Below are 21,151 nucleotides of genomic sequence, written 5' to 3'. Positions count from 1 at the left end.
CTTTCACGAACACCGGCTCGGGACTCATGGCTCATCGGATTCACTGCGTCATCCAGTCCTCTCTGCGTGGCGCGCGGCTGACCTGGGGTGCACCCACCTTCACCCGGTGGAGTGGCACCCTCCTTGCCCGGATCGGGGTGTCTTGTGCCTGCCCTTGCCTGAATCTGGTGCTCCAGTTGCCCGTGCCGGTGGCCCTGGTGCCCCCTGTCCGGCCGTCGAGCCGACACGTACGCACGTATCCGTGCCCGGAACAGGTCCGTCGGCGCCCGACTGATGCCCGCAAGGCCGCCGGACGGACGCGGGCGGCGCCACCGCAACGCGTACCGGCAACGCCTCAGCCGTCCACAGGGACCGTGCAAGAGGAGCACCCACTCCCCTGCAAGGCACGGTCGGCACAGTGGCCATTGGCCGCCGAAGAACCTCCTCGGCCCCGCACAGTCCGCATGCCGGAAGCACTCCAGGCGCCGCCATCATCCGTTCTGACGCAGAGGAACTGCCATGTCCCGAGTCTCCACCGGCCCCAGCACCCATCCGACCACCGCCCACGCCCTGTTGCGACGCCTGCACGACCACGGCGTGCGCACCGTGTTCGGGGTGGTCGGCCGCGAGGCCGCGTCCATCCTCTTCGACGAGGCGGACGGCATCGAATTCGTGCTGACCCGGCACGAGTTCACCGCCGGTGTCGCGGCCGACGTCCTGGCCCGCATCAGCGGCCGACCGCAGGCGTGCTGGGCCACGCTCGGCCCCGGCATGACCAACCTGGCCACGGGGGTCGCCACTTCCGCCCTCGACCGGTCGCCGGTCGTCGCGCTCGCCGCCCAGTCGGAGTCGCACGACATCTTCCCCAACGACACGCACCAGTGCCTCGACTCGGTGTCGGTCATGCGCCCGATGACCAAGTACGCGGTGGAGCTCGAACGACCCGACGACATAGGCGACTTGGTGGACTCGGCGATGAGCGCGGCGATGACCGAACCGGTCGGGCCCAGCTTCATCTCCCTGCCCGTCGACCTGCTCGGCAGCGAGGTCGACACCTCGCGGCCGCGGCCCCCGGCCAGGATCCCGGCCAAGCCGGTCGGCGCGGTCGAGGACGGCTGGCAGCAGGCCGCGCTGGAGGCGGCCGAGCTGGTCGGGTCGGCGCGGCATCCCGTGCTGGTCGTCGGCGCCGCCGCGATCCGCTCCGGGGCCGTGCCCGCGCTGCGCGCTGTCGCCGAGCGGCTGCGGATCCCGGTCATCACCACGTACATCGCCAAGGGCGTGCTGCCGCACGGTCACGAGCTGAACTACGGCGCGGTCACCGGCTACATGGACGGCATCCTGTCCTTCCCCGCCCTGGATGCCCTGTTCGGCCCCGCGGACCTCATCCTCACGCTGGGCTACGACTACGCCGAGGACCTGCGCCCCTCGATGTGGCAGCGCGGCTCGGACAAGACCACGGTCAGGGTGTCGCCCACGGCCAACCCGGTGCCGCGCGTCTACCGCCCGGACCTCGACGTCGTCACCGATGTACGGGCCTTCGTGGAGCAACTGGACCGGCACACCGCGGGTCTCGCCGCGAAGACCCCGCACGACATCTCACCGCTGCGGGAGCGGATCGCGGAGTTCCTGGCCGACCCCCGTCGCTACGACGACGGCCTGCGCGTGCACCAGGTGATGGACTCCATGAACACCGTGATGGCGGAGACCGCCGAGGCGGGCGAGGGCACCATCGTTTCCGACATCGGATTCTTCCGCCACTACGGCGTGCTCTTCGCCCGTGCCGACCAGCCCTTCGGCTTCCTGACCTCCGCCGGCTGCTCCAGCTTCGGCTACGGCATCCCGGCGGCGATCGGCGCCCAGCTCGCCCGGCCGGGACAGCCGACGTTCCTCATCGCGGGTGACGGCGGCTTCCACTCCAACAGCGCCGACCTGGAGACCATCGCCCGGCTCAACCTGCCCATCGTCACCGTCGTCGTCAACAACGACGCCAACGGCCTGATCGAGCTGTACCAGAACATCGGCCACCACCGTTCCCACGACCCGGCGGTGAAGTTCACCGGCGTCGATTTCACCGCGCTGGCCCGCGCCAACGGGGTGGAGGCCACCAGGGCCACCAGCCGCGAGGAACTGCTCGCCGCGCTGCGCAAGGGCGCCGGTCTGGGACGGCCGTTCCTGATCGAGGTCCCGGTGAGCTACGACTTCCAGACGGGCGGTTTCGCCGCCCTGACCATCTGAGCCATGGAGGCGAACCTGCCTGCCGCCATCGGTTTCCTGGCCGAGGTCCGCCAGGACGGCGCCCGGCCGCTCGAACCGGTCTTCGCGGCCCACGGCTCCCTGGCGCGGTGGCACGAGCGGACGGCCGACCGGTGTCTGCACACCGCCCTGGTGCACTCCGGGGCCCCGGACGAGGCATACGCACGCGACCGGGGCAGGACGCTGGTCTTCGCCGGGGAGCTGTACAACCAGGGCGAGCTGATCGGGTTGCTGCCCGGCCGCGTGCTGCCGGGCAGCGACGCCGCGCTCGTCGCCGCCCTCTTCGACGTCTACGGCATCCATGCCTTCCGGCTCCTCAACGGCCGGTTCGCCGCGCTGCTCGCGGACCCCGGACGGGCCGTGCTCGCCACGGATCACGCCGGATCGGTGCCGCTGTACGTCTCCGTCGCTCCTGGCCGGGTGCTGGCGGCGACGGAGGCGAAGGCATTGCGGGCCGCCCCTCGGGGACGGCCCGTCCCCGAGGGGCGGCCGGTGCGCCGACTGCCCGGCACCCACCAGGTCCCGGCCGGTTCGGTCCTCGACATCGAGGTGTCCACCGGGACGTGCATCCCCCACCGCACGTGGGCGCCACCGCTGGCCCGCCGGATCCTGCCGGAGGACGAGGCGGTCGACACCGTCCGCCACACGCTGGAGCGTGCGGTGCGGACGCGCATCGATCCGGGCACACCGCTGGTGGTGCTCTCGGGCGGCATCGACTCCTCCGCGGTCGCGGCGCTGGCCGCCGACCGGTCGGCCGGGCCGATCGACACGGTCTCGATGGGCACCGACGAAGCCGACGAGTTCCGGCAGGCACGCGTCGTCGCCCGGCACGTCGGCTCCGTACACCGGGAGATCACCGTGCCGACGGCCGACCTGCTGCGCGGACTGCCGCACGCGGTCTGGGCGGCCGAATGCCTCGACCCGGACGTCATCGAGTACCTGCTGCCGCTGATCGCGTTGTACCTGCGGCTGGGCGGTGAGGAAGGCGACGGCTACACCGGCCGACGCATCCTCACCGGCTACGGCGCAGACATCCCCCTCGGCGGCATGCACCGGGAGAACCGGCTGCCGCAGCTGGACACGGCCGTCTGCCACGACATGGCCACCTTCGACGGCCTCAACGAAATGACGCCGACGCTCTCCACGGTGGCGGGCCACTGGTCGACACACCCCTACTGGGACCGCGATGTCCTCGACGTCCTGGTGTCGCTGGAGGCCGGGCTCAAGCGACGCCACGGACGCGACAAGTGGGTGCTGCGCGCCGCCCTGGACGATGCCCTGCCGCACGAGGTCGTCGTCCGCCCCAAGCTCGGCGTGCACGAGGGGTCGGGCACCACGTCGTCGTTCTCCCGGCTCCTGGCCGACGCCGATGTCCCCCGGAGCCGTGTGCACCAGGCCAAGCGCCTGGTCGTCGAGGAGATCTTCGACCAAGTCGTCGTCTACGGACGGCATCCGGACGAGGTAGCGGTCCATGCGGCCGTCGAGCTGGTCGCCGGACGGCTGACGCACCAGGCCCGTCCGGCCCTGCGATGACCCCACCCACGACCGCATCAACCGCACGAACGCACCGCCCCACCGCTGGGCGACGGTCCGTGCAGAAAGGGAGAGACCGCACCGTGGAACGCATCGACACCACCGTCTCGCCGCGCTACGCACAGATCCCCACCTTCATGCGCCTGCCGCACGACCCCACACCACGCGGCAAGGACGTGGTGGTCATCGGCGCCCCCTACGACGGCGGCACCAGCTACCGGCCCGGGGCACGCTTCGGGCCACGCGCCGTACGCAACGAGTCCGGGCTCATCCACGGCGTGGGCATCGACCGCGGACCCGGCACCTTCGATCTGATCGACTGCGTCGACGCGGGGGACATCGACCTGACCCCGTTCAACATGCACATCGCCATGGCCACGGCCGAGGAGCGGCTGAGCGGCCTCCTCGCCGACAACGCGGCGTTCCTCATGATCGGCGGCGACCACTCGCTGACCCTGGCCGCGCTGCGCGCCGTCGCGTCCAGGCACGGTCCTGTCGCCGTCCTGCACCTGGACGCGCACTCCGACACCAACCCCGCCTTCTACGGCGGCGAGTACCACCACGGCACGCCCTTCCGGCACGCCATCGAAGAGAAGCTCGTCGACCCGGAGCGCATGGTGCAGATCGGCATCCGCGGCCACAACCCGCGACCCGACTCACTCGACTACGCCCGCGGCCACGGCGTACGGATCGTCACCTCCGACGAGTTCTGCCGACTCGGCACCGAGAGCACTCAGCGCCTGGTGCACGCCCGCGTCGGTGACGGGCCCGTGTACGTGTCGGTGGACGTCGACGTCGTGGACCCGGCGTTCGCGCCGGGCACCGGCACGCCCGCCCCTGGCGGCCCCACCTCGCGCGAGGTGCTCGCCCTGCTGCGCGGCATCGGCGATCTGCGGCCCGTGGGCTTCGACGTCATGGAGGTCTCGCCGCTGTACGACCACGGCGGCATCACCTCCGTCCTGGCCACCGAAATCGGCGCAGAGCTGCTGTACCAGTACGCCCGCGCCCACTCCCGAGAAAGGACTTCCTCATGACCGTGCTCGACTGCTCCGCGCACTCCGCGGACCTGCTGGCGCTGGCCGGACGGCTGCCGCGGATTCCCCGTTCCGACCTCCATGGATTCCTGGACGCGGCGCGCACGGCCGCCGACGCGCTCCCGGCGCCCCTGGCGGCGGCGCTCGACGACTTCAACGCCGACGGCAACCAGGACGGACACCTGCTGTTGCGCGGCCTGCCGGTGGAGGACGACGACGCCCTGCCCCGCACTCCCGACAGCACACCCGCGCCCGTGGCCCGGCCCTTGCTCAACCAGGAGGCCATGCTCGCCGTCGTCGGCCGCCGCCTCGGCCTGCACACCGGCTACCGCGAACTGCGCTCCGCCACCGTGTTCCACGACGTCTATCCGTCACCCGGCGCGCACTACCTCTCCTCCGAGACCTCCGAGACCCTGCTGGAGTTCCACACGGAGATGGCCTACCACGTGCGCCAGCCGAACTACGTGCTGCTCGCCTGCTCCCGGGCGGATCACGAGCGCAAGGCGGCGACCCTCGTCGGCTCGGTCCGCAAGGCGCTCCCACTGCTCTCGGACGACACCCGCATCCGCCTCTTCGACAGGCCCCTGCCGTGTCGCGTGGACGTCGCCTTCCGTGGCGGCGTCGAGGACCCGGGCGCGATAGCCGACGTCAAGCCCCTGTACGGCGACGCGCGGGACCCGTTCCTCGGCTACGACCGCGAGTTGCTCGCGCCCCGGGACGCCGCCGACGTCGAGGCCGTCTCCGCCCTCTCGAAGGCCCTCGACGAGGTACGCGAAGCCGTGTATCTGGTCCCCGGCGACCTACTGATCGTGGACAACTTCCGTACGACCCACGCCCGCACGCCCTTCGCGCCGCGCTGGGACGGCAAGGACCGGTGGCTGCACCGCGCCTACATCCGCACCGACCGGGGCGGCCAGCTGTCCGGCGGGGAACGGGCCGGTGATGTGGTGGACTTCGTGCCGCGTCGCTGATCGGGTGCATGGGTGTGGGGGCCGCCTACCCAGGCGGCCCCCTTCCCCTGTTGGTGATGGTCGGTGGCTGTCGGTCGCTAGGCGAAGAACAGTGGCTTCCCCACGAAGTAGTCGACGACCGCTTCGCTCATGCTCAGCCGCGACGGGGGATGAAAGACGACGGCCTGCGCGGCGGAGGCCAGGTAGGCGATCTTCGGGGAGGTGATGAAGGCCATGCCTCCCAGCATCTCCACCGCCTGGCCGACGGCCCTGGTGAGGATGTCCTGTACGGAGAAGCGGGTGAACAAGGAAGCCGCGGCGCAGTCGTTGCCGAGATCGTCGTCCATGATCCGGCGGGCGACCCCCTCCACGAGGGACGCCGCCGAGTCGATGAGCAGACACAGGCGGGCGCGTTCGTCGGCTGACCCGCGCTCCTTGCGCAGAACGAGATCGACCAGCGCGCTGGCCACCCCCGTGTACGAGGCGGCCACGATCATCTGGAACCAGATCACACCGGCTTCGTTCAGCTCGTCCAGCTTCTCGGCGGCGTTCGCCGGGGCGCGGAGGATGTGCTCTGCCCCTGCGAACACGTCGGTGAGGCGGACTTCGTGGCTCTCCGCTCCGACCAGCGGGAACGTCGACCAGAAGTCGTGTACGGAGATGCCGGGAGTATCCGCGGGGAGCACCAGGAGCCCCATCTCGGCGCCACCGTCGTCCCCGCGCAGCGCGACGCTCGCGGTGAGGAGGTCCATCGAACGCGAGAGGCTGCAGGGCTTCTTGGAGCCGCTGACGAGATAGCCCCCGGCCGTCTCACGGGCCTCTACCGTCGGGGTGAGGATGCCGCGTCCGGAGCGCCCCTCCGCGTAGCCGGACGCGATGAGTGACCGATTCTTCGCGACGGTGTCGAGCACGGACGTACGGATGCCGGTACTGCTCTCGTGGCCGGTGTTGTTCTCGTAGCCGGTGTTGTTCTCGTAGTACGGGCCGACGGAGAAGAGCATGCCGACCGAGAAGTGGTGCATCGCCGTGGCCACCGCGAGGGATGGCGCGAGCGACGCCAGTGCGCGTATCACCCGGACGGCTTCGAGCGCGGAGGCGCCGATGCCGCCCCGATCACGGGGGATCAGGAGATTGGTGCCCCCGTAGTCCTTGAACAGCGCGATGGCGGGACTCTCCGGGGACTCCAACTGCTCGAACGGAACATCCGACAGACGGCCCGCCAGGCCGGGCAGGAGCTTTTCGCAGACGTCGTAGTCGAGTTGCAGGAATTTCACGCTCTCTCGTCCTCTGCTAGTGCCGGGGCGGCTCAGTTGTCCACGAGCCGCATCAGGAAGGGCGGGTACCGCTCGCCGTGGACGGCCGCAGGAGGCACCGCGTCCGCGATGGCTTGCCGCTCCTCGGCGGCCAGCTCGACGAAGGCCGCGCCGAGGTTCTCCGTAAGGTGGTCGCGACGGCAGGTGCCCGGGATGGGGACGACGTCGTCGCCTTGGTGGTGCAGCCACGCCAGGGCGAGCTGGGCGACGGTCAGGCCGTGACGCGCGGCCGCGGGCCGCAACGCCGCCACGATCGCTTGATTGCGCGCGAGGTTCGGGGCGCTGAAACGCGGCAGGGAGTGCCGGAAGTCCGCCGCCGGGCCGAGGTCCGCGGCCGAGGTGATCCGCCCGGTCAGCAGACCGCGCCCCAGCGGGCAGGACGCGATGATCCCAATACCCAACTCCCGGCAGGCAGGCACCACTTCGGCCTCGACGCCCCGGGTCCACAGCGACCACTCGCTCTGAACGGCGGTGATGGGGTGCACGGCGTGGGCGCGGCGCAGGGTGTCGGCGGAGACCTCGGACAGGCACACATGGCGCACCTTGCCCTCGGCCACGAGTTCCGCCAGGGCGCCGACCGCCTCCTCTATCCGCTCCCCCGGAGCCGCCCAGTGCTTGACGTAGAGGTCGAGGTGGTCGACGCCGAGGCGGCGCAGCGAACCGTGGCAGCGTTCCCGTATGTAGGCGCGGTCGCCCCGCACTCCCAGGAACTCTCCGTCTCGGTCGCGCTCCAGGCCCACCTTCGTGGAGATCAGCACGCGGTCCCGTCGGCCTGCGACGGCCCTCCCCAGAAATCGCTCACCTTCACCGAGCCCTTGGACGTCCGCCGTGTCCAGCAGGGTGACGCCCCGGTCGATCGCGCGATGCACGGTGGCCAGGGCTTCGGCGGGGTCGGCCCGTGCGTAGAAGGAACTCATGCTCAGGCAGCCCAACCCCTGCGCAGGCACTGCCAGTTCGCCGAGTCTGCGCGTCGGCAGAGGCGAGCCGTCGTCCTCTCTCATGAGTCTTCTCCTCCGCCTACCAGGAGTCGATGTGGAGCACCTGCTCGAGCGGTTGGCGCGCGGCGGGCCTGAACCGCGTACCGACGGAGAACGCCGTCGGGATCAGTGCCGCCTGGACGACGCCGTCGGGCAGGCCAAGCAGTTCCGCGATCTCCTTCTCGTACATCAGGTGCAAGGTGGTCCATGCGGTCCCGAGTCGGCGCGCCCGGGCGGCGAGCATGTAGCTCCAGGCGGCCTGGATGATCGATCCCCACTTGCCCGCCTCGTTGTACTCGGGAGCCTCGTTCACATCGAGGCAGGGGATGACGTGCACGGGCACCTCGGCCAGGTGGTCGCCCAGGTACGCGACGCTGTCCCCTACGCGCTGCTGCACCGCGTGGCGTGCCGGATCCTCGGGGAACAGCGACCCGCAGCTTCCCTCGGAACGCAGGTACTCCTTGACCGCACGCTGGTAGTAGCGGCCGATCTCGGCGCGCTGCGTGGGGTCCGTCACGACCATCCAGTGCCAGCTCTGCCGGTTGCTGCCGGTCGGCGCCTGCAGGGCGACGCGGACGCATTCCTCGACGAGTTCCAGCGGGACGGGCCGGGTCAGGTCGAGCCGTTTGCGTACGGAGCGGGTGGTCGTGAGGAGTTCGTCCGGGGTGAGATCCATGAGAGGCATGAGGTGTTCCTCCGGTCTGTGGGCGAAAGGGCGGGGGGCAACGGTGACTGGCCTGGGGGGCTCAGCTCGGGACTAGGGGCGGATCCGGCCGTCCGGCTCGACGCGGGACAGGACCGCGTGCAGTCCTTCGGCCAGTTCGTCGGCGGCGGCACGGTCCATCACCAAGGGCGGGTTGATCAGGAGGGACCTCGGGTTGCCGCGCAGGATGATGCCGACGTCCTCCCGCAGCGCCTGGGCCACCGGGGCCGTGCCGGTGGGCAGTTGGGTTCGTTCCGTCTTGTCCGCGACGAGCTCGATGCCCAGCATCAGACCGAGCTGACGGACGTCGCCGACGACAGGCAGGTCGGAGAGCGGGGCCAGCCTGTCGGCCAGGTAGCTCCCGGTCGCCGTCGCGTTGTCGAGCAGCTTCTCCCGCTCGATCAGGTCCAGATTGGCGAGTGCGACCGCGCAGGCGGTGGGGTGCCCGGTGTACGTGAACCCGATCGGGAAACCGGCCGGGCCGGTCACCGCGGCCGCCACCTCGTCGGTGACGAGCACCGCGCCGTGCGGTACGTAGCCGGAAGTGATGCCCTTGGCCGTGACCAGCACGTCCGGTCGCACTCCGAAGTGTTCGGCGGCGAACCAGTGCCCGGTCCGTCCGTACGCCGTGACCACCTCGTCGAAGATCAGCAGGATGCCGTGGGAACGCAGCAGTTCGGCGACCCGGGGCCAGTAGTCGGGCGGCGGGACGACCGCGCCGCCGACGCTCATCACGGGCTCGCCGATCATCGCCGCGATCCGGTCGGGCCCTATTTGTTCGATGGTCTCCCGCAGTTCGCGCAGGCAGAACTCGGTGACGTCCTCGCCGGCGAACGCGTCGGTCCGGTAGGGGTCGGGCGCGGTGAGGTGGTGTACGTGGGGCAGTTGGGGGCCGAAGCCCTCGTGGTAGACGGGCAGCCCCGAGACGCTTCCGGCGCCGTAGGCGATGCCGTGGTACGCCGTCTTCCGCGAGAGGATCCAGGTCCGCTCGGACTCCCCCCTGCGGTAATGGAAGTACCGCGCCATGCGCAGGGCGATCTCGTTGCCCTCCGCTCCGCCGCTGGTGAAGAACACGCGGTCCAGACCGTCGGGGGCGAGGTCGGTCAGCCGCACGGCCAGCTCGATCGCCTTGTCGTTGCTCATGGACTCCCAGAGGTGGAAGCACTCCAGGGTGCCCATCTGGGTGGCGGCGGCCTCCACGATCTCGCTCCGCCCGTGCCCCACCTGCATCATGCCGAGCACCGCCGCGGCGTCCAGATACCGCCTGCCCGAACTGTCCCGTACGTAGCAGCCGCGGCCCTCGACCATGACGATGCGGTCCGTGCATGTGCTCGGGAGATTGGGATGAATGAGCCGGTCCCGGTCGGACCGGACCCACTGTGCCGTCCGGTCCGAGCCGGACATGGATACCGCCGATGATGATGCGGGCATGAGGCAAGCTCCTTTGCGGATGGTCCTTCGGCACGCCGACGTCTGCCATGTGGCGATGCCCGGGGAAGGAAGCCCTCGGGAGGTACCAGGAGGTACACGGGAGGGGCGCAGCCACGTCGAGCGGCTGGATCACGGGGAGTCTTGCAGCCGGGGGTTGCAAGCGGCTGGCACGGAGCGCGAGCGAAGCACCGAGCGGGCTGCAAGCCGTGTCCGCCGACCGCATCCCGCGACGGTCCGGTGGAACTTGGCCCAGGCCATCTGCGTACGGCTGTGCAGCCCCTCCGCGCGGAGCAGCAGCATGACCGTCTGCAGATACATGCCCGCGTCGGACCATTGGGGCAGCCCCATGGTGCGGTCGATGTAGCAGAAGAGCGCGGCGGGCGCACCGAAAGCGTCCCAGTTCGCCGAGGCGGCCCTCTGTCGCGCTTCCACGTCTCCCGGCGGAATGCCGAGTGATCCGTAGCGCTGTGCGCCGAAGGCGGCCCGGCGCTCGCGGTACGGGGACTTCAGCGCGGGCGGGTACATCTCGTACTCCGCCCTGTCCCAGAGGTCGCCGACGGCCAGCCGCTCACCGGCGCGTTTCTTGAGTTCGGCCAGCGGTCCACCGGTCAGCACGTAGACGTGCCAAGGCTGGAGGTTCGATCCGGAAGGCGCCCAGGCCGCGGCGGACAGCACGCGCTCCAGCGTCTCTCTCGGAACCTCGCGGCCGGTGAACCCCCGCACCGCCCGTCGGCTCCTGACCGCTTCGTAGACGTCCACGGTGATCCGCCTCCCGGGCTCAGGTGGTGGGGATGTCGAGGGGCAGGGCGCTGAGGGGTGATTCGAGGGGGCAGGTGTCGTTGTCCAGCCTGCCCAGGGCATGCCCGCTCTTCAGCAGCGTGGCGACGAAGTAGCGGGCCATCAGGCTGTGGACCGCCTGGGTCGGATGGCGCGGGTCGCTGGTGGTGACACACCGGCGGACCTCCGCCGGGACGGGGTCGCGGTCCGGTACCTGTGGGATGCCTGCGTCGTAGAAGGGCCGGACCCCCGCCGGTTGGGACTCGCCCGACAGGCGCCAGTTCGTCGGCTTCCGGCCGACGTGGTCCATCCACTAGGCCCGTCGAACTCCTCACCCAGGAAGCTGCGCTGGGCCAGGTAGTCCTCCACCTGTCCCCTGAGACAGCTGAGAGATCCGAGCCCGCGGGTGAACGTCCGGTCCCGGCTGACGACGCACCCTCCCATGGCGTAGTTGACGTATCTGATCTGCCGCGGGGACGGAGTCGGCCGACTTGTGAATCGTCAGGTCGCTGTTCCCCCACATGAGCGCATCGCCGGTGGACCACTCGACCAGAAAATCGGTCCAGTTCTTCCCGTCGCTGAACCGGCCGGACTCGTTCACACACAGGGCTTCGTGCCCCCGGCCCGATCGCTCCGTCGGCACGTCCTTCAGCGCAGTGATCTGAAGGCCGCGCGGATCTCCTGTGAGAACAGAAGCGGCTGCTCCCAGGCGGCGAAGTGGCCGCCCTTGTCGACCTCGTTCCAGTGAATCAGGTTGCCGTAGGCCCGCTCGCCCCAGCTCCGAGGCGCGGGGTAGATCTCGGCCGGGAACACCGTGACCGCCACAGGGACGTCAGGAATGTCGACGGCGTCGAAGGGACCACCGCCCGCGTGCGCGGATTCCCAGTAGAGCCGGGACGACGACGCCCCTGTATTGGTCAGCCAGTACAGGGAGATGGCATCGAGCATCTCGTCGTAGGTGAGGACCTTCTCGGGCTCGCCGCCGCTGTCGGTCCATTCCGCGAACTTGTCGTAGTTGAATGCCGCCATTCCGACCGGAGAGTCGGCAAGTGAGTAGCCGATCGTCTGCGGGCTCTGATTCATCATGGCCGCGTATCCGTAGCCGTCGCGGTAGAAGTGCAGCAGCCGGTCATACGCGGCCTTCTCGCGCTCCGACAACCGCGCGGGTGCGGGGTCGAAGTTGCGCAGGTGCCGGATGATGGCCGGTGGCACGGTTCCGGGCATGTTGATGTGAATGCCGAGTAGGCCGTGGGGCCGTTGCATCGCGAGCTGGTGCGAAACGGCGGCGCCCCAGTCGCCCCCCTGGGATACGTATCTCCGGTAGCCGAGCCGCCGCATGAGCGCGTGAAATGCCCGTGCCGTCCGCGCGGGGTTCCAACCGGTGTGTGTCGGCTTGGCCGAGAAGCCGTATCCCGGCAGCGTCGGCAGGACGAGATGGAAGGCGTCCTCGGCGCGTCCGCCGTGAGCCGTGGGGTCGGTGAGCGGTCCGATCACCTTCAACAACTCGATGATCGAGCCGGGCCAGCCGTGGGTCATGAGGAGCGGCAGGGCATCGGCATGCGGGGAGCGGATGTGGGCGAACTGAATGTCCAGGCCGTCCAGTTCGGTGATGAACTGCGGCAGTCCGTTGAGCTTCGCTTCGGCCTTGCGCCAGTCGTAGTCGGCGCCCCAGTACTCGACCAGAGGGCGGAGCTTCGCCAACTGGACGCCCTGGGACCGGTCGTCGACGGTCTCTCTTTCAGGCCAGCGCGTGTCCCGCAGTCGGCGTCGGAGCGCGGCGATCTCGTTCTGCGGGACCTTGATGTGGAAGGGGCGGACGCCATCGATGTGCTTCAAGGCGGCAGCTGAGCCCGCTGCCTCGGGCACGGAGTCGGCTGTCGGCTTCTCCGCCGTTGCGGCCTGCGCCTTGCGGGGGAAACCGAGTTGGGCTGCGACGGCGCCGCCAACCGCGAGTCCGAGTAATCGTCGACGGCCAGCTTTGATCTGACCCGTATTCTCCTGCGCGCTCATCGGAATCTCCTTCTCCGGATGGCGGGTGTCGGATGTCCGAAACAGGCCGAAGCGGAAACGACAAACGTCCGTGTCATGTGAATCACGCCTACGTTAGGACCTCAATCGCCGCCCCTTGAATACCCTTTCAGCCCTCCATCAGGAATCACTCATCCGTCTAGCAGGCCGTGCACGCATCGGGGATGCCGGACGGACGCCGCGTCCACGGCATCGAGACCTTCAATGTGCTGCGGGGCGGCGATTACCTCTTTCTGCCCGGCTTGTCGGCACTGCGATGGCTCGCGGAGCGACACGGAGGACACGCTTGACGACGGCCGTGCGGCCGGTCAGTCCTCGGCGTCACGGACCAGGAGTGCGATCTGCACCCGGTTCTCGGCGCCCAGCTTGGCGAACAGGTTGCCTGTGTGCGCCTTGACGGTCGCGATGCCGATGCGGAGCCGCTCGGCGATCTCCGGGTTGCCGAGACCGTCCGCGATGGCCCGGGCGGTGTCGAGTTCCCGTTCAGTCAGCGCGGACAGCTGTTTCCGCGCGGCCAGGCGGGACGAACGGCGGGTCTCGGAGGACTGCGGCCCGGTGGCCGCGGCGATCACTCGTGCTGTGGCGGCCGAGGACAGCACGGGGTTCCCGTCCGCGACCGTTCGCACCGCGTCGAGGATCCGGGCCGGAGGGGTGTCCTTCAGGACGAACCCGAGGGCTCCGGCGCGCAGCGCGCCGAGGACCAGGTCGTCGGAGTCGAACGTGGTCAGCATGAGCACCCGGGGCGGCGTCGGCCTGGCGAGGAGTTCCCGAGTCGTGTCGAGACCGTCGCGGCCGGGCATCCGGATGTCCATCAGCACGACGTCCGGCCGGTGTTCTTCCACCGCCGTGAGCGCGGCGTCCCCGTCGGCCGCCTCCGCGACGACGGTCAGGTCCGGTTCGCCGTCGATGACGAGACGTAGCGCAAGGCGCACCAGCTGTTCGTCGTCGACGATGACGACACGCACCGGCTCCCGCTCGCTCTGCACTCAGCTTCTCTTCTCGTGGTCGTGGTCGTGGTCGTGGTTCGGCCAGGGTAGTTGCGCGGTGAGGACGTATCCGCCGCCGGGTGTGGGGTGGTGGTTGAGTTCTCCGTCGGCGAGGGTGATGCGTTCGGCGAGGCCGAGCAGGCCGAATCCTGAGGCCGGGGGCTGGGTGGTCGTCGGCCCGGTGGCCGGGGAGTTGTGGATGCTTGCGTACAGTTCGTTGCCGGGTGTTCCTTCGACGGTGATGTGTACGCGGGTGCCTGGGGCGTGTTTGGCGGCGTTGGTCAGTCCCTCCTGGATGACCCGGTAGCAGGTTCGTCCCATGACGTCGGACGGCTTTCCCGTCACCGTGGTGGTGAGCGTGACGTCCAGTCCGGAAGAGCGGGCGTCGGCCACCAGCTCCGGGACGCGGTCCAGGGAGGGCTGCGGCGGTTCCGGCCGACCTGGGTCGGCGCGGAGCACACCGAGGACGTCCCGTAGTTCTTCCAGCGCTTGGTGGGATCCTTCGGCGATGCCACGAATCAGCATGCGGTTGTCCTCGGTGGGGAGATCGCCTCGGTGGTCGAGGACTCCCGCCTGCATGGCGACCAGGGAGATCCGGTGCGCGAGCACGTCGTGCATTTCCCTGGCGATACGGTTCCGTTCCAGGGCCCGTGCCTGCTCCGCCCGTGCGGCCTGTTCCCGCTCCGCGCTCTCCGCGCGCTCCCGCAAGGACCGCACCTCGACGCGCCGTGCGCCGATGGCGACGCCCATGGCCGCCGCGATGCCCGCGCTCAGCGCCGGGAGTGCGAGTTGGAGCGGTAGCGAGCCCGGCGGGGTCTTAATCGGGTAGAGCACGAGAGCGAGTTGTGACGCGGCTACGTAGACGAGCGCGACAACTCCGATCTCCACCGGACGGCGACGAGTGGAGATCGAGCACAGAGCCAGCAGCGCGGCACCGATGGCGAGCGTCGACACGCCCGCGGCGACGGCGACCGCCATGGCGACGGCGAGCGGGAACCGCTGCCGCCACAGGAGCACCGTCAGGCAGCCGAGAGCCACCAGCGGATCACCGGTGACCAACCAGGAACACGTGTCGGCCGCGCACCCCCGCGGCAACGCCGCACTGGTGGAAACCCAGAAGGGAATGCCCAGGGCCGCGGCCGCCACCAACCGCCATGTCTGCTGCCACCCTCCGGGCCGTGGTGCGACGTCCGTGTTCATGCCGATCATTGTCGCGAAATCGCGCGGCCGGTGCACCGGCCGCGGGGACACCCCCACCCTCACCCTGAGTCGGAGCACCACTTCGACCTAGGTCGAAGGCGACCCGACCGCAGGGGCGATGCGCCGGTGTCGCCGGACGAACAGACTTGATCACGCCACCGGGCCGTTACGGAACGTGACGTCGTGCGCCCTCTCGACCTCGTACGCCCCCTCAGGAGGACACCAGATGCGCAAAACCTTGTCCCTCGCCCTCGCCGCCACCGCTGTCGCCGCCGCCACGATCTCGGGAGCGTCTGCGGCGTCGGCTCCGGACACGGTGACGGCCGCGCCGGACTCCCTGCGGTGGGGCCCGTGTCCGAAGAAGGCGGGATCGCCGAAGGCAGGGTCACAGAAGGGAGGGGCGCCGAACACCGACGCGCACCGTCTCGAGTGCGCGACCCTCGACGTCCCGCTGGACTACCGCGCCCCCGAAGGCCACCAGATCGAGATCGCCGTCTCCCGGCTGGCAAGCAAGGACCCTTCGAAGCGCCGTGGCGTGCTGCTGACCAACCCGGGCGGCCCCGGCAGCTCCGGGCTCGACTACCCGGCCCTTCTCGCCGGTGCCGGGCTGCCGAAGGACGTCCTCGACTCCTACGACGTGATCGGCTTCGACCCGCGTGGTGTCGGCCGCAGCACGCCGGTCACCTGCGACCTGACACCGCGGCAGCAGGCACGCGGCAACTTCCCGCCGTACGCGCGCACCGCGGCCGACGTCGCCAAGGAGGCGCCGCACGCGCGGGCCATCGCCGAACAGTGCGCGACGTCGCGGACGGCATGGATGCTGCCCCACACCACCACGGCCAACACCGCGCGCGACATGGACCGGATCCGGGCGGCGCTGGGCGAGCCGAAGGCCTCCTACCTCGGTGCCTCCTACGGCAGCTACCTCGGCGCGGTGTACACGACGCTGTTCCCCGGGCGCAGCGACCGGATCGTGCTCGACAGCAACTTGGGCCCCGGCGGCTACGACCTGGCGAGCTTCCGCCTGCTCGGCCGCGGGATGGAGGACCGGTTCCCGGACTTCGCGGCGTACGCGGCGGCGCACCCCGAGTACGGTCTGGGCACGACGCCGAAGCACGTGACCGCCAAGTTCTTCGAACTCGTGAAGCGGCTGGATGCCGAACCGGTCGGCGGCGTCGACGGGACCGTGTTCCGCGGAGTGACCTTCGAGAGCCTCTACGTCGAGGGCCTCCTGCCCCGACTGGCCAAGGATTGGCAGGCGTTGGACAAGGGCAAACCGCTGACGACTCCGCCGCCGCAGATCTCGGAGAACTTCCTGGCCAGTCATTTCTACGTGACCTGCGGTGACTCGCGTTGGCCCGGCAAGGTCCGGGACTACCAGCGCAACGCGGCCATCGACCGGCTGAAGTACCCGATGCTGGGCGGGAGCACCGGAAGCATCAAGCCCTGCGCGTACTGGCCTGACAGCCGGGTCGAGCCGCCGGTGCGGATCGGTGACCGCGGCCCGTCGAACGTACTGATGGTGCAGAACGAACGCGACCCCGGAACCCCCCTGGTCAGCGCCATGAAGCTGCGGCGGGCATTCGGCGACCGGGCCACGATGGTGACCGCCGACCAGGCCGGGCACGGTGTCTACCCGTTCGGCCGCAACACGTGCGCGAACAACTCGGTGACAGCGTTCCTGACCAACGGACAGCGCCCGGCCGAGGACCTCGCCTGCGCGGCCGAGCCGAACAAGTAACGGGAGCGGACGCATGATCAAGGAGTGGCGTCACCGTCGTGCCCTGCAGCGGGTCGTGCCCGGGGACGGGCGAGCGTTGAAGCGTTTCCGATGGTGGCAACTGCCTTTCCGCGCGCTGTTCCAGCTGCGGCTGACGGGCGACGACGGCCGCGGAACGATCTACGCCGTCGACGTCAGGCACTGGCAGAACCAGTCGTCCGGCGACGTCAAGGCCCACCTGTATCTCGACGGCAGGCTGCACGCCGTGTCCAAGCTCCCTGCCGTCTTCCCCGTCCCGGGCGGCACCGTCGAAGTGAAGATGAGCGGATTCGGCCTCAAGCGCTGCCACTACGTCACCGACGAAGGCCACGAGTTCCAGCTGGTCCCGGACCCCGACTCCGCCGAGGGGCTCCGGGCACGCCTCGACCGCGCACACCCCGCGCTGAGCCGCACCATCAGTCTCCTCTCGCTGTGCGTGCTCGTCGCCGCCCTGGCCGTGCTGATCCCACAACTTGCCGAACAGCTCACCAAGCCCGAGGGAATCGCCCAGCACACCGGGACCTTCACCTCGCCCATCGACATGCCGATGTGGGGCAACTTCGCGATCGGCATCGCCACCTTGGCGGCCAGCACAGAACGGGCACTGCGGCTACGCCACAGCCACCTGCTGGACGGCGCAGCGGGCTGATCGGGAATCATGTGCCTGAGATGGACGCGCGGCACCGGGCCAGCAGAAGGCCGGAGAGACCGGCAGTCGGCCGGTAGCGGGTGGGGGGCCGTCACGGCTGTCGCGCGGCCTGCCGGTCGGCCTCTCACTGCGGTCGTCGGGTGGTCAGGACTCGCTCGGCCTGCCCCATCACGTCTCGGACGATGTCTCCGGCGGACCGGATGTCGTGGACGAGACCCACGCCCTGCCCCATCAGCCAGGGCATCTCCTCCCAGTCGGCCTCGGTCGCGGGCACGGGCGGCAGCACGTTGAACTTGCGCAGCACGGTCGCCTCTCCCTGGAAGACCGTGGTGCCGACCTGTTCGAGTTCGTCACGGTCGGTCGGCACCTCGGCCGACCTGTCGTTCCACTCGGACACCACACGGTCACGCTGCACCCGCATCGGGTTGAAGTCGGGCCACTCCGGACCGAAGATCCCGCTGAGCACCGTGTCCTCGCCCAGCGAGGCGATGAGCCGACGGTGGTGTTCGGGATGGACCTGCGCCTCGCGCGAGGCGACCAGCCGGGTCCCCACCCACACGCCATCGGCGCCCAGACACAGGGCGGCGGCGATCTGGCGTCCGTCGGTGATGCCGCCCGCGGCGAGGACGAGCGCGTGCTCGCCCACGGCGTCCACGACGGCGGGCACACCGACCATCGTGGGCAGACCGCCGTAGTTGTGCCCACCCGCCTCCCAGCCCTGGACGACGACGACCTCCACGCCGCCGTCGACGGCGCGCCGTGCCGCATCGGCGGAGCCGACCTGCTCCCACACCGAAATACCGGCCTCACGGAGCTCCTTCAGCTGGTGGGCCGGTGGGTGGCCCCAGTGGAAGGAGACGATCGGTACCCGCTCCTCGACGCAGACGCGCACGAGCTCGGAGTTGTCGAAGTATGTGATCAGGTTGATGTGGAACGGCTCGTTCCGCGTGCCCGTGCGGATCTCGTGGATGATCTGCCGCAGCCTGTCAGGGGTCATCAGTCCGGCCCCCACCGCACCGATACCGCCCGCTTGGGAGACGGCCATTGCCAATGCCGCGGTACCGCCCGCGAAGGCCATCCCAGCGCAGACGAACGGGTACGGGATCTCGAACCGGTCGGTGAGCCTGGTGGACAGCACGCTCATGACGACTTCCTTTCGAGTCGGTGCCTTCTGGGGAGTCGGGGACTCTGTCGCGCGCCGCGCTCTGCCGCCGGTCAGGCCGGTGCGGGCCGACACATCCTGCACAGCTCCGACATCAACCAGACGGCACCGCAGGGCAGGTGACCACACCGGGGCTAAGGCCCTGCCCCGGATCCGATCGGACGGGAAGCCTGCCCGGCCTGGCCCGGCCTGGCCTCGAAGTACGGGGCGTCCCTGCAGGCACCAACGTCTGACCGGAGGGCGCGCCCCCTCTCAGCAACTTGGGCACACCGCTGGCCGATGCGGCCTTGGATCGTCAGTGAGAAGACTTGCCCAACAGCGCCCGGGCCTTGCGTTCGACAAGCACAGGAACGAAATCACGGACGGGCCGCTCGCTGAAGTCGGCGTGAGCTGCTGATACGGCAGCTTCGATCTCTTCGGACGTACGCAATGCGCGGTAGGCCTGCGTGAGGCGCTCGATGACGCCTTGGATCGCGTCTTCCTCGCGCATGTCGATAGCCACAATGCCCCCCGACCTGGACGAAGTTCCCTCAGCCTCCGTATGCATTCTCGCGCGGGAACACCGCGCCGCGCTGCTCATTGCATCCCGCCGACATCTCATCGAGCGGAACCGGCCACGCATGGTGGGCCAGGAGGGCCATACTCACCAAGGTCATGAGCAGTTCGATGTCCGTGTCGGCTTCGAGGCGTATGGACACCCAAGAAGAGCCCGGCACCAGCCGGACCGCAGCACAGACCTTCAACTGATCGCCCAACCGCCGAATCGCCCCGGCCGTAAGGTGCAGGTCAACATCCCGGTCCGAATGGAAATGGGCGATCTCACCCCGGGCCGAGCAGAGCGCCCGGCCGGTGGCGCAGCTGGGCAGGGTCTCGGAGAGGTCCGGCCAACTCGCCAGTCGCGTCATGGCACGCAAGGCCAACGTCATGACTTCATCATGGCCCGCTCACCGTGCGGCTACCAAGCCTTGGGGAGGCTGTAACCGTGCCCCAGCGCAGGAGTGTCCGAATACACGCCGCGGGCGAAGACAGCCATTCCCCTCGCCGGAGTACTGGGCAGCCCCTCGTGTAACTCTCACGCTCGCCACCGTCCTCGGACGGGCGCCCCGGACCTTCGAGGACTACGCCGTACGGGCCGCAACGGCCGGAGCCTGCCGACGATGACCGCCTACCAGTGGGCACCGTCGCCTCATACGTCCCTCAACTCATCGGCCTAGCATGGGCGTTATCGAGGAACCCCAACCTGCCCTGAGGAGTCCGGTGATCAAGATCAGCATCTTCCTTACCCGGCGTGCGGACCTCACCCACGAGGAGTTCGTGGCGTACTGGACGGACAAGCATCTGCCGCTGATCGCGAGCGTGGTGGACGAAGCGGTACCGCTCCGGCGCCATGTCCTGCTCTTTCCCACCGGCGACGAGATCCCCGGCCTACCGACCGCCTACTACGACGGTGTCGTCGAGGCCTGGTTCGACGACCTCGCCGACGCGACCGGTTGGTTCACCTCCGAGGTCTTCACCACGACCGTCGCCGCCGACGAGGAGAACTTCCTCGACCGCTCCCAGACCCGCTTCCTGTACACCACCGAAACCCCGATCACAAGCTGAGCGGAGCAGTCCCCGCGCGCCGAGCTGCTTCTCCGTCGGCTCCGGGCCGGGAGCCACCCGCGGCTGAGTGACGTGAGGTGGAAGGGGCGCCTAGTGCGGCTCCCCGAGGAAGGGGAAGTCCATGCGGAGGTCGGTGTGAGGCCGCAGCCCGTCGTGGGGCACAGCACCGTTGCTCAGTTGGGCGATCCCCATGTTGATGACATCGTCAGTGAGGTTGCGGCCGTTGGGGAACCCTTCGGCGCTGGCGTAGTCGTACATCAGAAGGTCGGGAAGCAAGCTCTCCGCGAGAGCGGTAGCCCGGTCCTTGGGGTGGCCCGCGCCCTCGAAGACGTGCGCGAACTTGTCGAGGAAACCCTCGCGATCATGAGCGGGCCCCTGCTGGTTCCAGACTCGCTTGTCGCGGTCGTCCTGGTTGAAGTTGGCATCGATCCCGGGCCGCCCGGCCCGGTCGCCCTGAACCAGTCGGCCATCGTGCGGAACCAGGACCCTGGCCCAGACACCGACCTGCGAGTTCGGGCCCAGCGCGCGGTTCGGGACTTCCAGCACGATGCCGAACACGTTCTTGTCGGCGAACAGATCCTGGCCGGTCCACTGGAATTTGTCGGTCGCGCCGACGGGGTCGGCGAAGAACGGGTCGCTGCGCATCCCGGCGAAGAACCTGAAGTCGCCGACAGCAGTGATCCGCGGCCCGGAGCCGAAGGTCACTGGTGCGTCGAGAAGGATCGTGTCCCCCGCGTCGAGGCTGGCCGCGGCCTCCCGGCCGGTCGCCAGTTGCAGGCTCGCGGTCTGCGCGTCGTCCCGTACCGGGGAGAAGC

The 21,151-nt window shown here is 69.5% G+C and carries 20 protein-coding genes; 7 read left to right on the top strand and 13 right to left on the bottom strand.

Annotated elements, in window-relative coordinates; all coding sequences use genetic code 11:
* The first annotated feature begins 498 nt into the window (after positions 1-498).
* From ABZV77_RS12890 to cs1, 4 genes are all read left to right on the top strand, one after another.
* Positions 499-2,214 carry a thiamine pyrophosphate-binding protein gene (locus tag ABZV77_RS12890; protein ID WP_356254569.1) on the top strand — a complete coding sequence of 572 codons (1,716 nt, stop codon included), beginning with the start codon at positions 499-501 and terminating at the stop codon, positions 2,212-2,214.
* A 3-nt stretch (positions 2,215-2,217) separates the two neighbouring features.
* On the top strand, positions 2,218-3,765 hold the full coding sequence (locus ABZV77_RS12885; protein WP_356254566.1) for an asparagine synthase-related protein: 1,548 nt from the start codon (positions 2,218-2,220) through the stop codon (positions 3,763-3,765).
* 83 nt (positions 3,766-3,848) lie between these two features.
* Complete coding sequence (gene speB, locus ABZV77_RS12880) at positions 3,849-4,799, top strand: agmatinase (protein WP_356254563.1); 951 nt, start codon at positions 3,849-3,851, stop codon at positions 4,797-4,799.
* On the top strand, positions 4,796-5,770 hold the full coding sequence (gene cs1, locus ABZV77_RS12875) for a clavaminate synthase Cs1 (RefSeq protein ID WP_356254560.1): 975 nt from the start codon (positions 4,796-4,798) through the stop codon (positions 5,768-5,770). Before speB ends, cs1 begins: the two co-directional genes overlap by 4 nt.
* 77 nt (positions 5,771-5,847) lie before the next feature.
* Here the strand turns inward: cs1 and ABZV77_RS12870 are convergent, their stop codons facing one another.
* From ABZV77_RS12870 to ABZV77_RS12830, 9 genes are all read right to left on the bottom strand, one after another.
* Positions 5,848-7,023 (bottom strand): acyl-CoA dehydrogenase family protein, encoded by a 1,176-nt coding sequence (locus ABZV77_RS12870; RefSeq protein WP_356254557.1) that lies wholly within the window; start codon positions 7,021-7,023, stop codon positions 5,848-5,850.
* A 32-nt stretch (positions 7,024-7,055) separates the two neighbouring features.
* Complete coding sequence (locus tag ABZV77_RS12865; protein WP_356254554.1) at positions 7,056-8,063, bottom strand: aldo/keto reductase; 1,008 nt, start codon at positions 8,061-8,063, stop codon at positions 7,056-7,058.
* Between the two features lie 16 nt (positions 8,064-8,079).
* Positions 8,080-8,724, bottom strand: coding sequence for a nitroreductase family protein (locus ABZV77_RS12860; RefSeq protein ID WP_356254551.1), 645 nt, complete (start codon positions 8,722-8,724; stop codon positions 8,080-8,082).
* Between the two features lie 72 nt (positions 8,725-8,796).
* Positions 8,797-10,173, bottom strand: coding sequence for an aspartate aminotransferase family protein (locus tag ABZV77_RS12855; RefSeq protein WP_356254549.1), 1,377 nt, complete (start codon positions 10,171-10,173; stop codon positions 8,797-8,799).
* Between the two features lie 129 nt (positions 10,174-10,302).
* On the bottom strand, positions 10,303-10,932 hold the full coding sequence (locus ABZV77_RS12850) for a nitroreductase (protein ID WP_356254546.1): 630 nt from the start codon (positions 10,930-10,932) through the stop codon (positions 10,303-10,305).
* Between the two features lie 19 nt (positions 10,933-10,951).
* Positions 10,952-11,260, bottom strand: a complete 309-nt coding sequence (locus ABZV77_RS12845; protein ID WP_356254543.1) for a hypothetical protein — start codon at positions 11,258-11,260, stop codon at positions 10,952-10,954.
* A 338-nt stretch (positions 11,261-11,598) separates the two neighbouring features.
* Positions 11,599-12,960, bottom strand: coding sequence for an alpha/beta fold hydrolase (locus ABZV77_RS12840; RefSeq protein ID WP_356254540.1), 1,362 nt, complete (start codon positions 12,958-12,960; stop codon positions 11,599-11,601).
* Positions 12,961-13,286: 326 nt separating this feature from the next.
* Entirely contained in the window at positions 13,287-13,964 is a 678-nt protein-coding gene (locus ABZV77_RS12835) for a response regulator transcription factor (protein ID WP_356254537.1), read from the bottom strand.
* Positions 13,965-15,164 carry a histidine kinase gene (locus tag ABZV77_RS12830; protein WP_356254535.1) on the bottom strand — a complete coding sequence of 400 codons (1,200 nt, stop codon included), beginning with the start codon at positions 15,162-15,164 and terminating at the stop codon, positions 13,965-13,967.
* 226 nt (positions 15,165-15,390) lie between these two features.
* Between ABZV77_RS12830 and ABZV77_RS12825 the strand changes: the two genes are divergently transcribed.
* Entirely contained in the window at positions 15,391-16,905 is a 1,515-nt protein-coding gene (locus tag ABZV77_RS12825) for an alpha/beta hydrolase (RefSeq protein ID WP_356254532.1), read from the top strand.
* 13 nt (positions 16,906-16,918) lie between these two features.
* Positions 16,919-17,572 carry a hypothetical protein gene (locus ABZV77_RS12820; RefSeq protein ID WP_356254529.1) on the top strand — a complete coding sequence of 218 codons (654 nt, stop codon included), beginning with the start codon at positions 16,919-16,921 and terminating at the stop codon, positions 17,570-17,572.
* A gap of 124 nt (positions 17,573-17,696) precedes the next feature.
* Here ABZV77_RS12820 and ABZV77_RS12815 read toward each other — a convergent pair whose 3' ends face one another.
* From ABZV77_RS12815 to ABZV77_RS12805, 3 genes are all read right to left on the bottom strand, one after another.
* Positions 17,697-18,716, bottom strand: coding sequence for a nitronate monooxygenase (locus ABZV77_RS12815; protein WP_356254527.1), 1,020 nt, complete (start codon positions 18,714-18,716; stop codon positions 17,697-17,699).
* Positions 18,717-19,029: 313 nt separating this feature from the next.
* Positions 19,030-19,224, bottom strand: coding sequence for a three-helix bundle dimerization domain-containing protein (locus tag ABZV77_RS12810; RefSeq protein ID WP_356254525.1), 195 nt, complete (start codon positions 19,222-19,224; stop codon positions 19,030-19,032).
* 40 nt (positions 19,225-19,264) lie between these two features.
* Positions 19,265-19,660, bottom strand: coding sequence for a luciferase family protein (locus ABZV77_RS12805; protein ID WP_356254522.1), 396 nt, complete (start codon positions 19,658-19,660; stop codon positions 19,265-19,267).
* Between the two features lie 331 nt (positions 19,661-19,991).
* On the opposite strand from ABZV77_RS12805, the gene ABZV77_RS12800 reads away from it, so the two are divergent.
* On the top strand, positions 19,992-20,336 hold the full coding sequence (locus tag ABZV77_RS12800) for an EthD domain-containing protein (RefSeq protein WP_356254519.1): 345 nt from the start codon (positions 19,992-19,994) through the stop codon (positions 20,334-20,336).
* A gap of 90 nt (positions 20,337-20,426) precedes the next feature.
* On the opposite strand, the gene ABZV77_RS12795 is transcribed toward ABZV77_RS12800, so the two are convergent.
* Positions 20,427-21,041, bottom strand: a complete 615-nt coding sequence (locus ABZV77_RS12795; protein ID WP_356254516.1) for a DUF4331 family protein — start codon at positions 21,039-21,041, stop codon at positions 20,427-20,429.
* Between the last annotated feature and the right edge of the window lie 110 nt (positions 21,042-21,151).

Origin of the sequence: Streptomyces sp. NPDC004732 (assembly GCF_040609235.1) — a bacterium.
Lineage (GTDB): Bacteria > Actinomycetota > Actinomycetes > Streptomycetales > Streptomycetaceae > Streptomyces.
The sequence above is the reverse complement of the archived record's forward strand: the minus strand, read 5'-3'. Positions and strand labels throughout refer to the sequence as shown.

Excerpts from the sequence above, each read along its gene's own strand:
- ABZV77_RS12890 (WP_356254569.1), top strand. The coding sequence starts at position 499 with ATGTCCCGAGTCTCCACCGGCCCCAGCACCCATCCGACCACCGCCCAC.
- ABZV77_RS12885 (WP_356254566.1), top strand. The coding sequence starts at position 2,218 with ATGGAGGCGAACCTGCCTGCCGCCATCGGTTTCCTGGCCGAGGTCCGC.
- cs1 (WP_356254560.1), top strand. The coding sequence starts at position 4,796 with ATGACCGTGCTCGACTGCTCCGCGCACTCCGCGGACCTGCTGGCGCTG.
- ABZV77_RS12865 (WP_356254554.1), bottom strand. The coding sequence starts at position 8,063 with ATGAGAGAGGACGACGGCTCGCCTCTGCCGACGCGCAGACTCGGCGAA.
- ABZV77_RS12860 (WP_356254551.1), bottom strand. The coding sequence starts at position 8,724 with ATGCCTCTCATGGATCTCACCCCGGACGAACTCCTCACGACCACCCGC.
- ABZV77_RS12855 (WP_356254549.1), bottom strand. The coding sequence starts at position 10,173 with ATGCCCGCATCATCATCGGCGGTATCCATGTCCGGCTCGGACCGGACG.
- ABZV77_RS12845 (WP_356254543.1), bottom strand. The coding sequence starts at position 11,260 with ATGGACCACGTCGGCCGGAAGCCGACGAACTGGCGCCTGTCGGGCGAG.
- ABZV77_RS12840 (WP_356254540.1), bottom strand. The coding sequence starts at position 12,960 with ATGAGCGCGCAGGAGAATACGGGTCAGATCAAAGCTGGCCGTCGACGA.
- ABZV77_RS12830 (WP_356254535.1), bottom strand. The coding sequence starts at position 15,164 with ATGAACACGGACGTCGCACCACGGCCCGGAGGGTGGCAGCAGACATGG.
- ABZV77_RS12825 (WP_356254532.1), top strand. The coding sequence starts at position 15,391 with ATGCGCAAAACCTTGTCCCTCGCCCTCGCCGCCACCGCTGTCGCCGCC.
- ABZV77_RS12820 (WP_356254529.1), top strand. The coding sequence starts at position 16,919 with ATGATCAAGGAGTGGCGTCACCGTCGTGCCCTGCAGCGGGTCGTGCCC.
- ABZV77_RS12815 (WP_356254527.1), bottom strand. The coding sequence starts at position 18,716 with ATGAGCGTGCTGTCCACCAGGCTCACCGACCGGTTCGAGATCCCGTAC.
- ABZV77_RS12810 (WP_356254525.1), bottom strand. The coding sequence starts at position 19,224 with ATGCGCGAGGAAGACGCGATCCAAGGCGTCATCGAGCGCCTCACGCAG.
- ABZV77_RS12805 (WP_356254522.1), bottom strand. The coding sequence starts at position 19,660 with ATGACGTTGGCCTTGCGTGCCATGACGCGACTGGCGAGTTGGCCGGAC.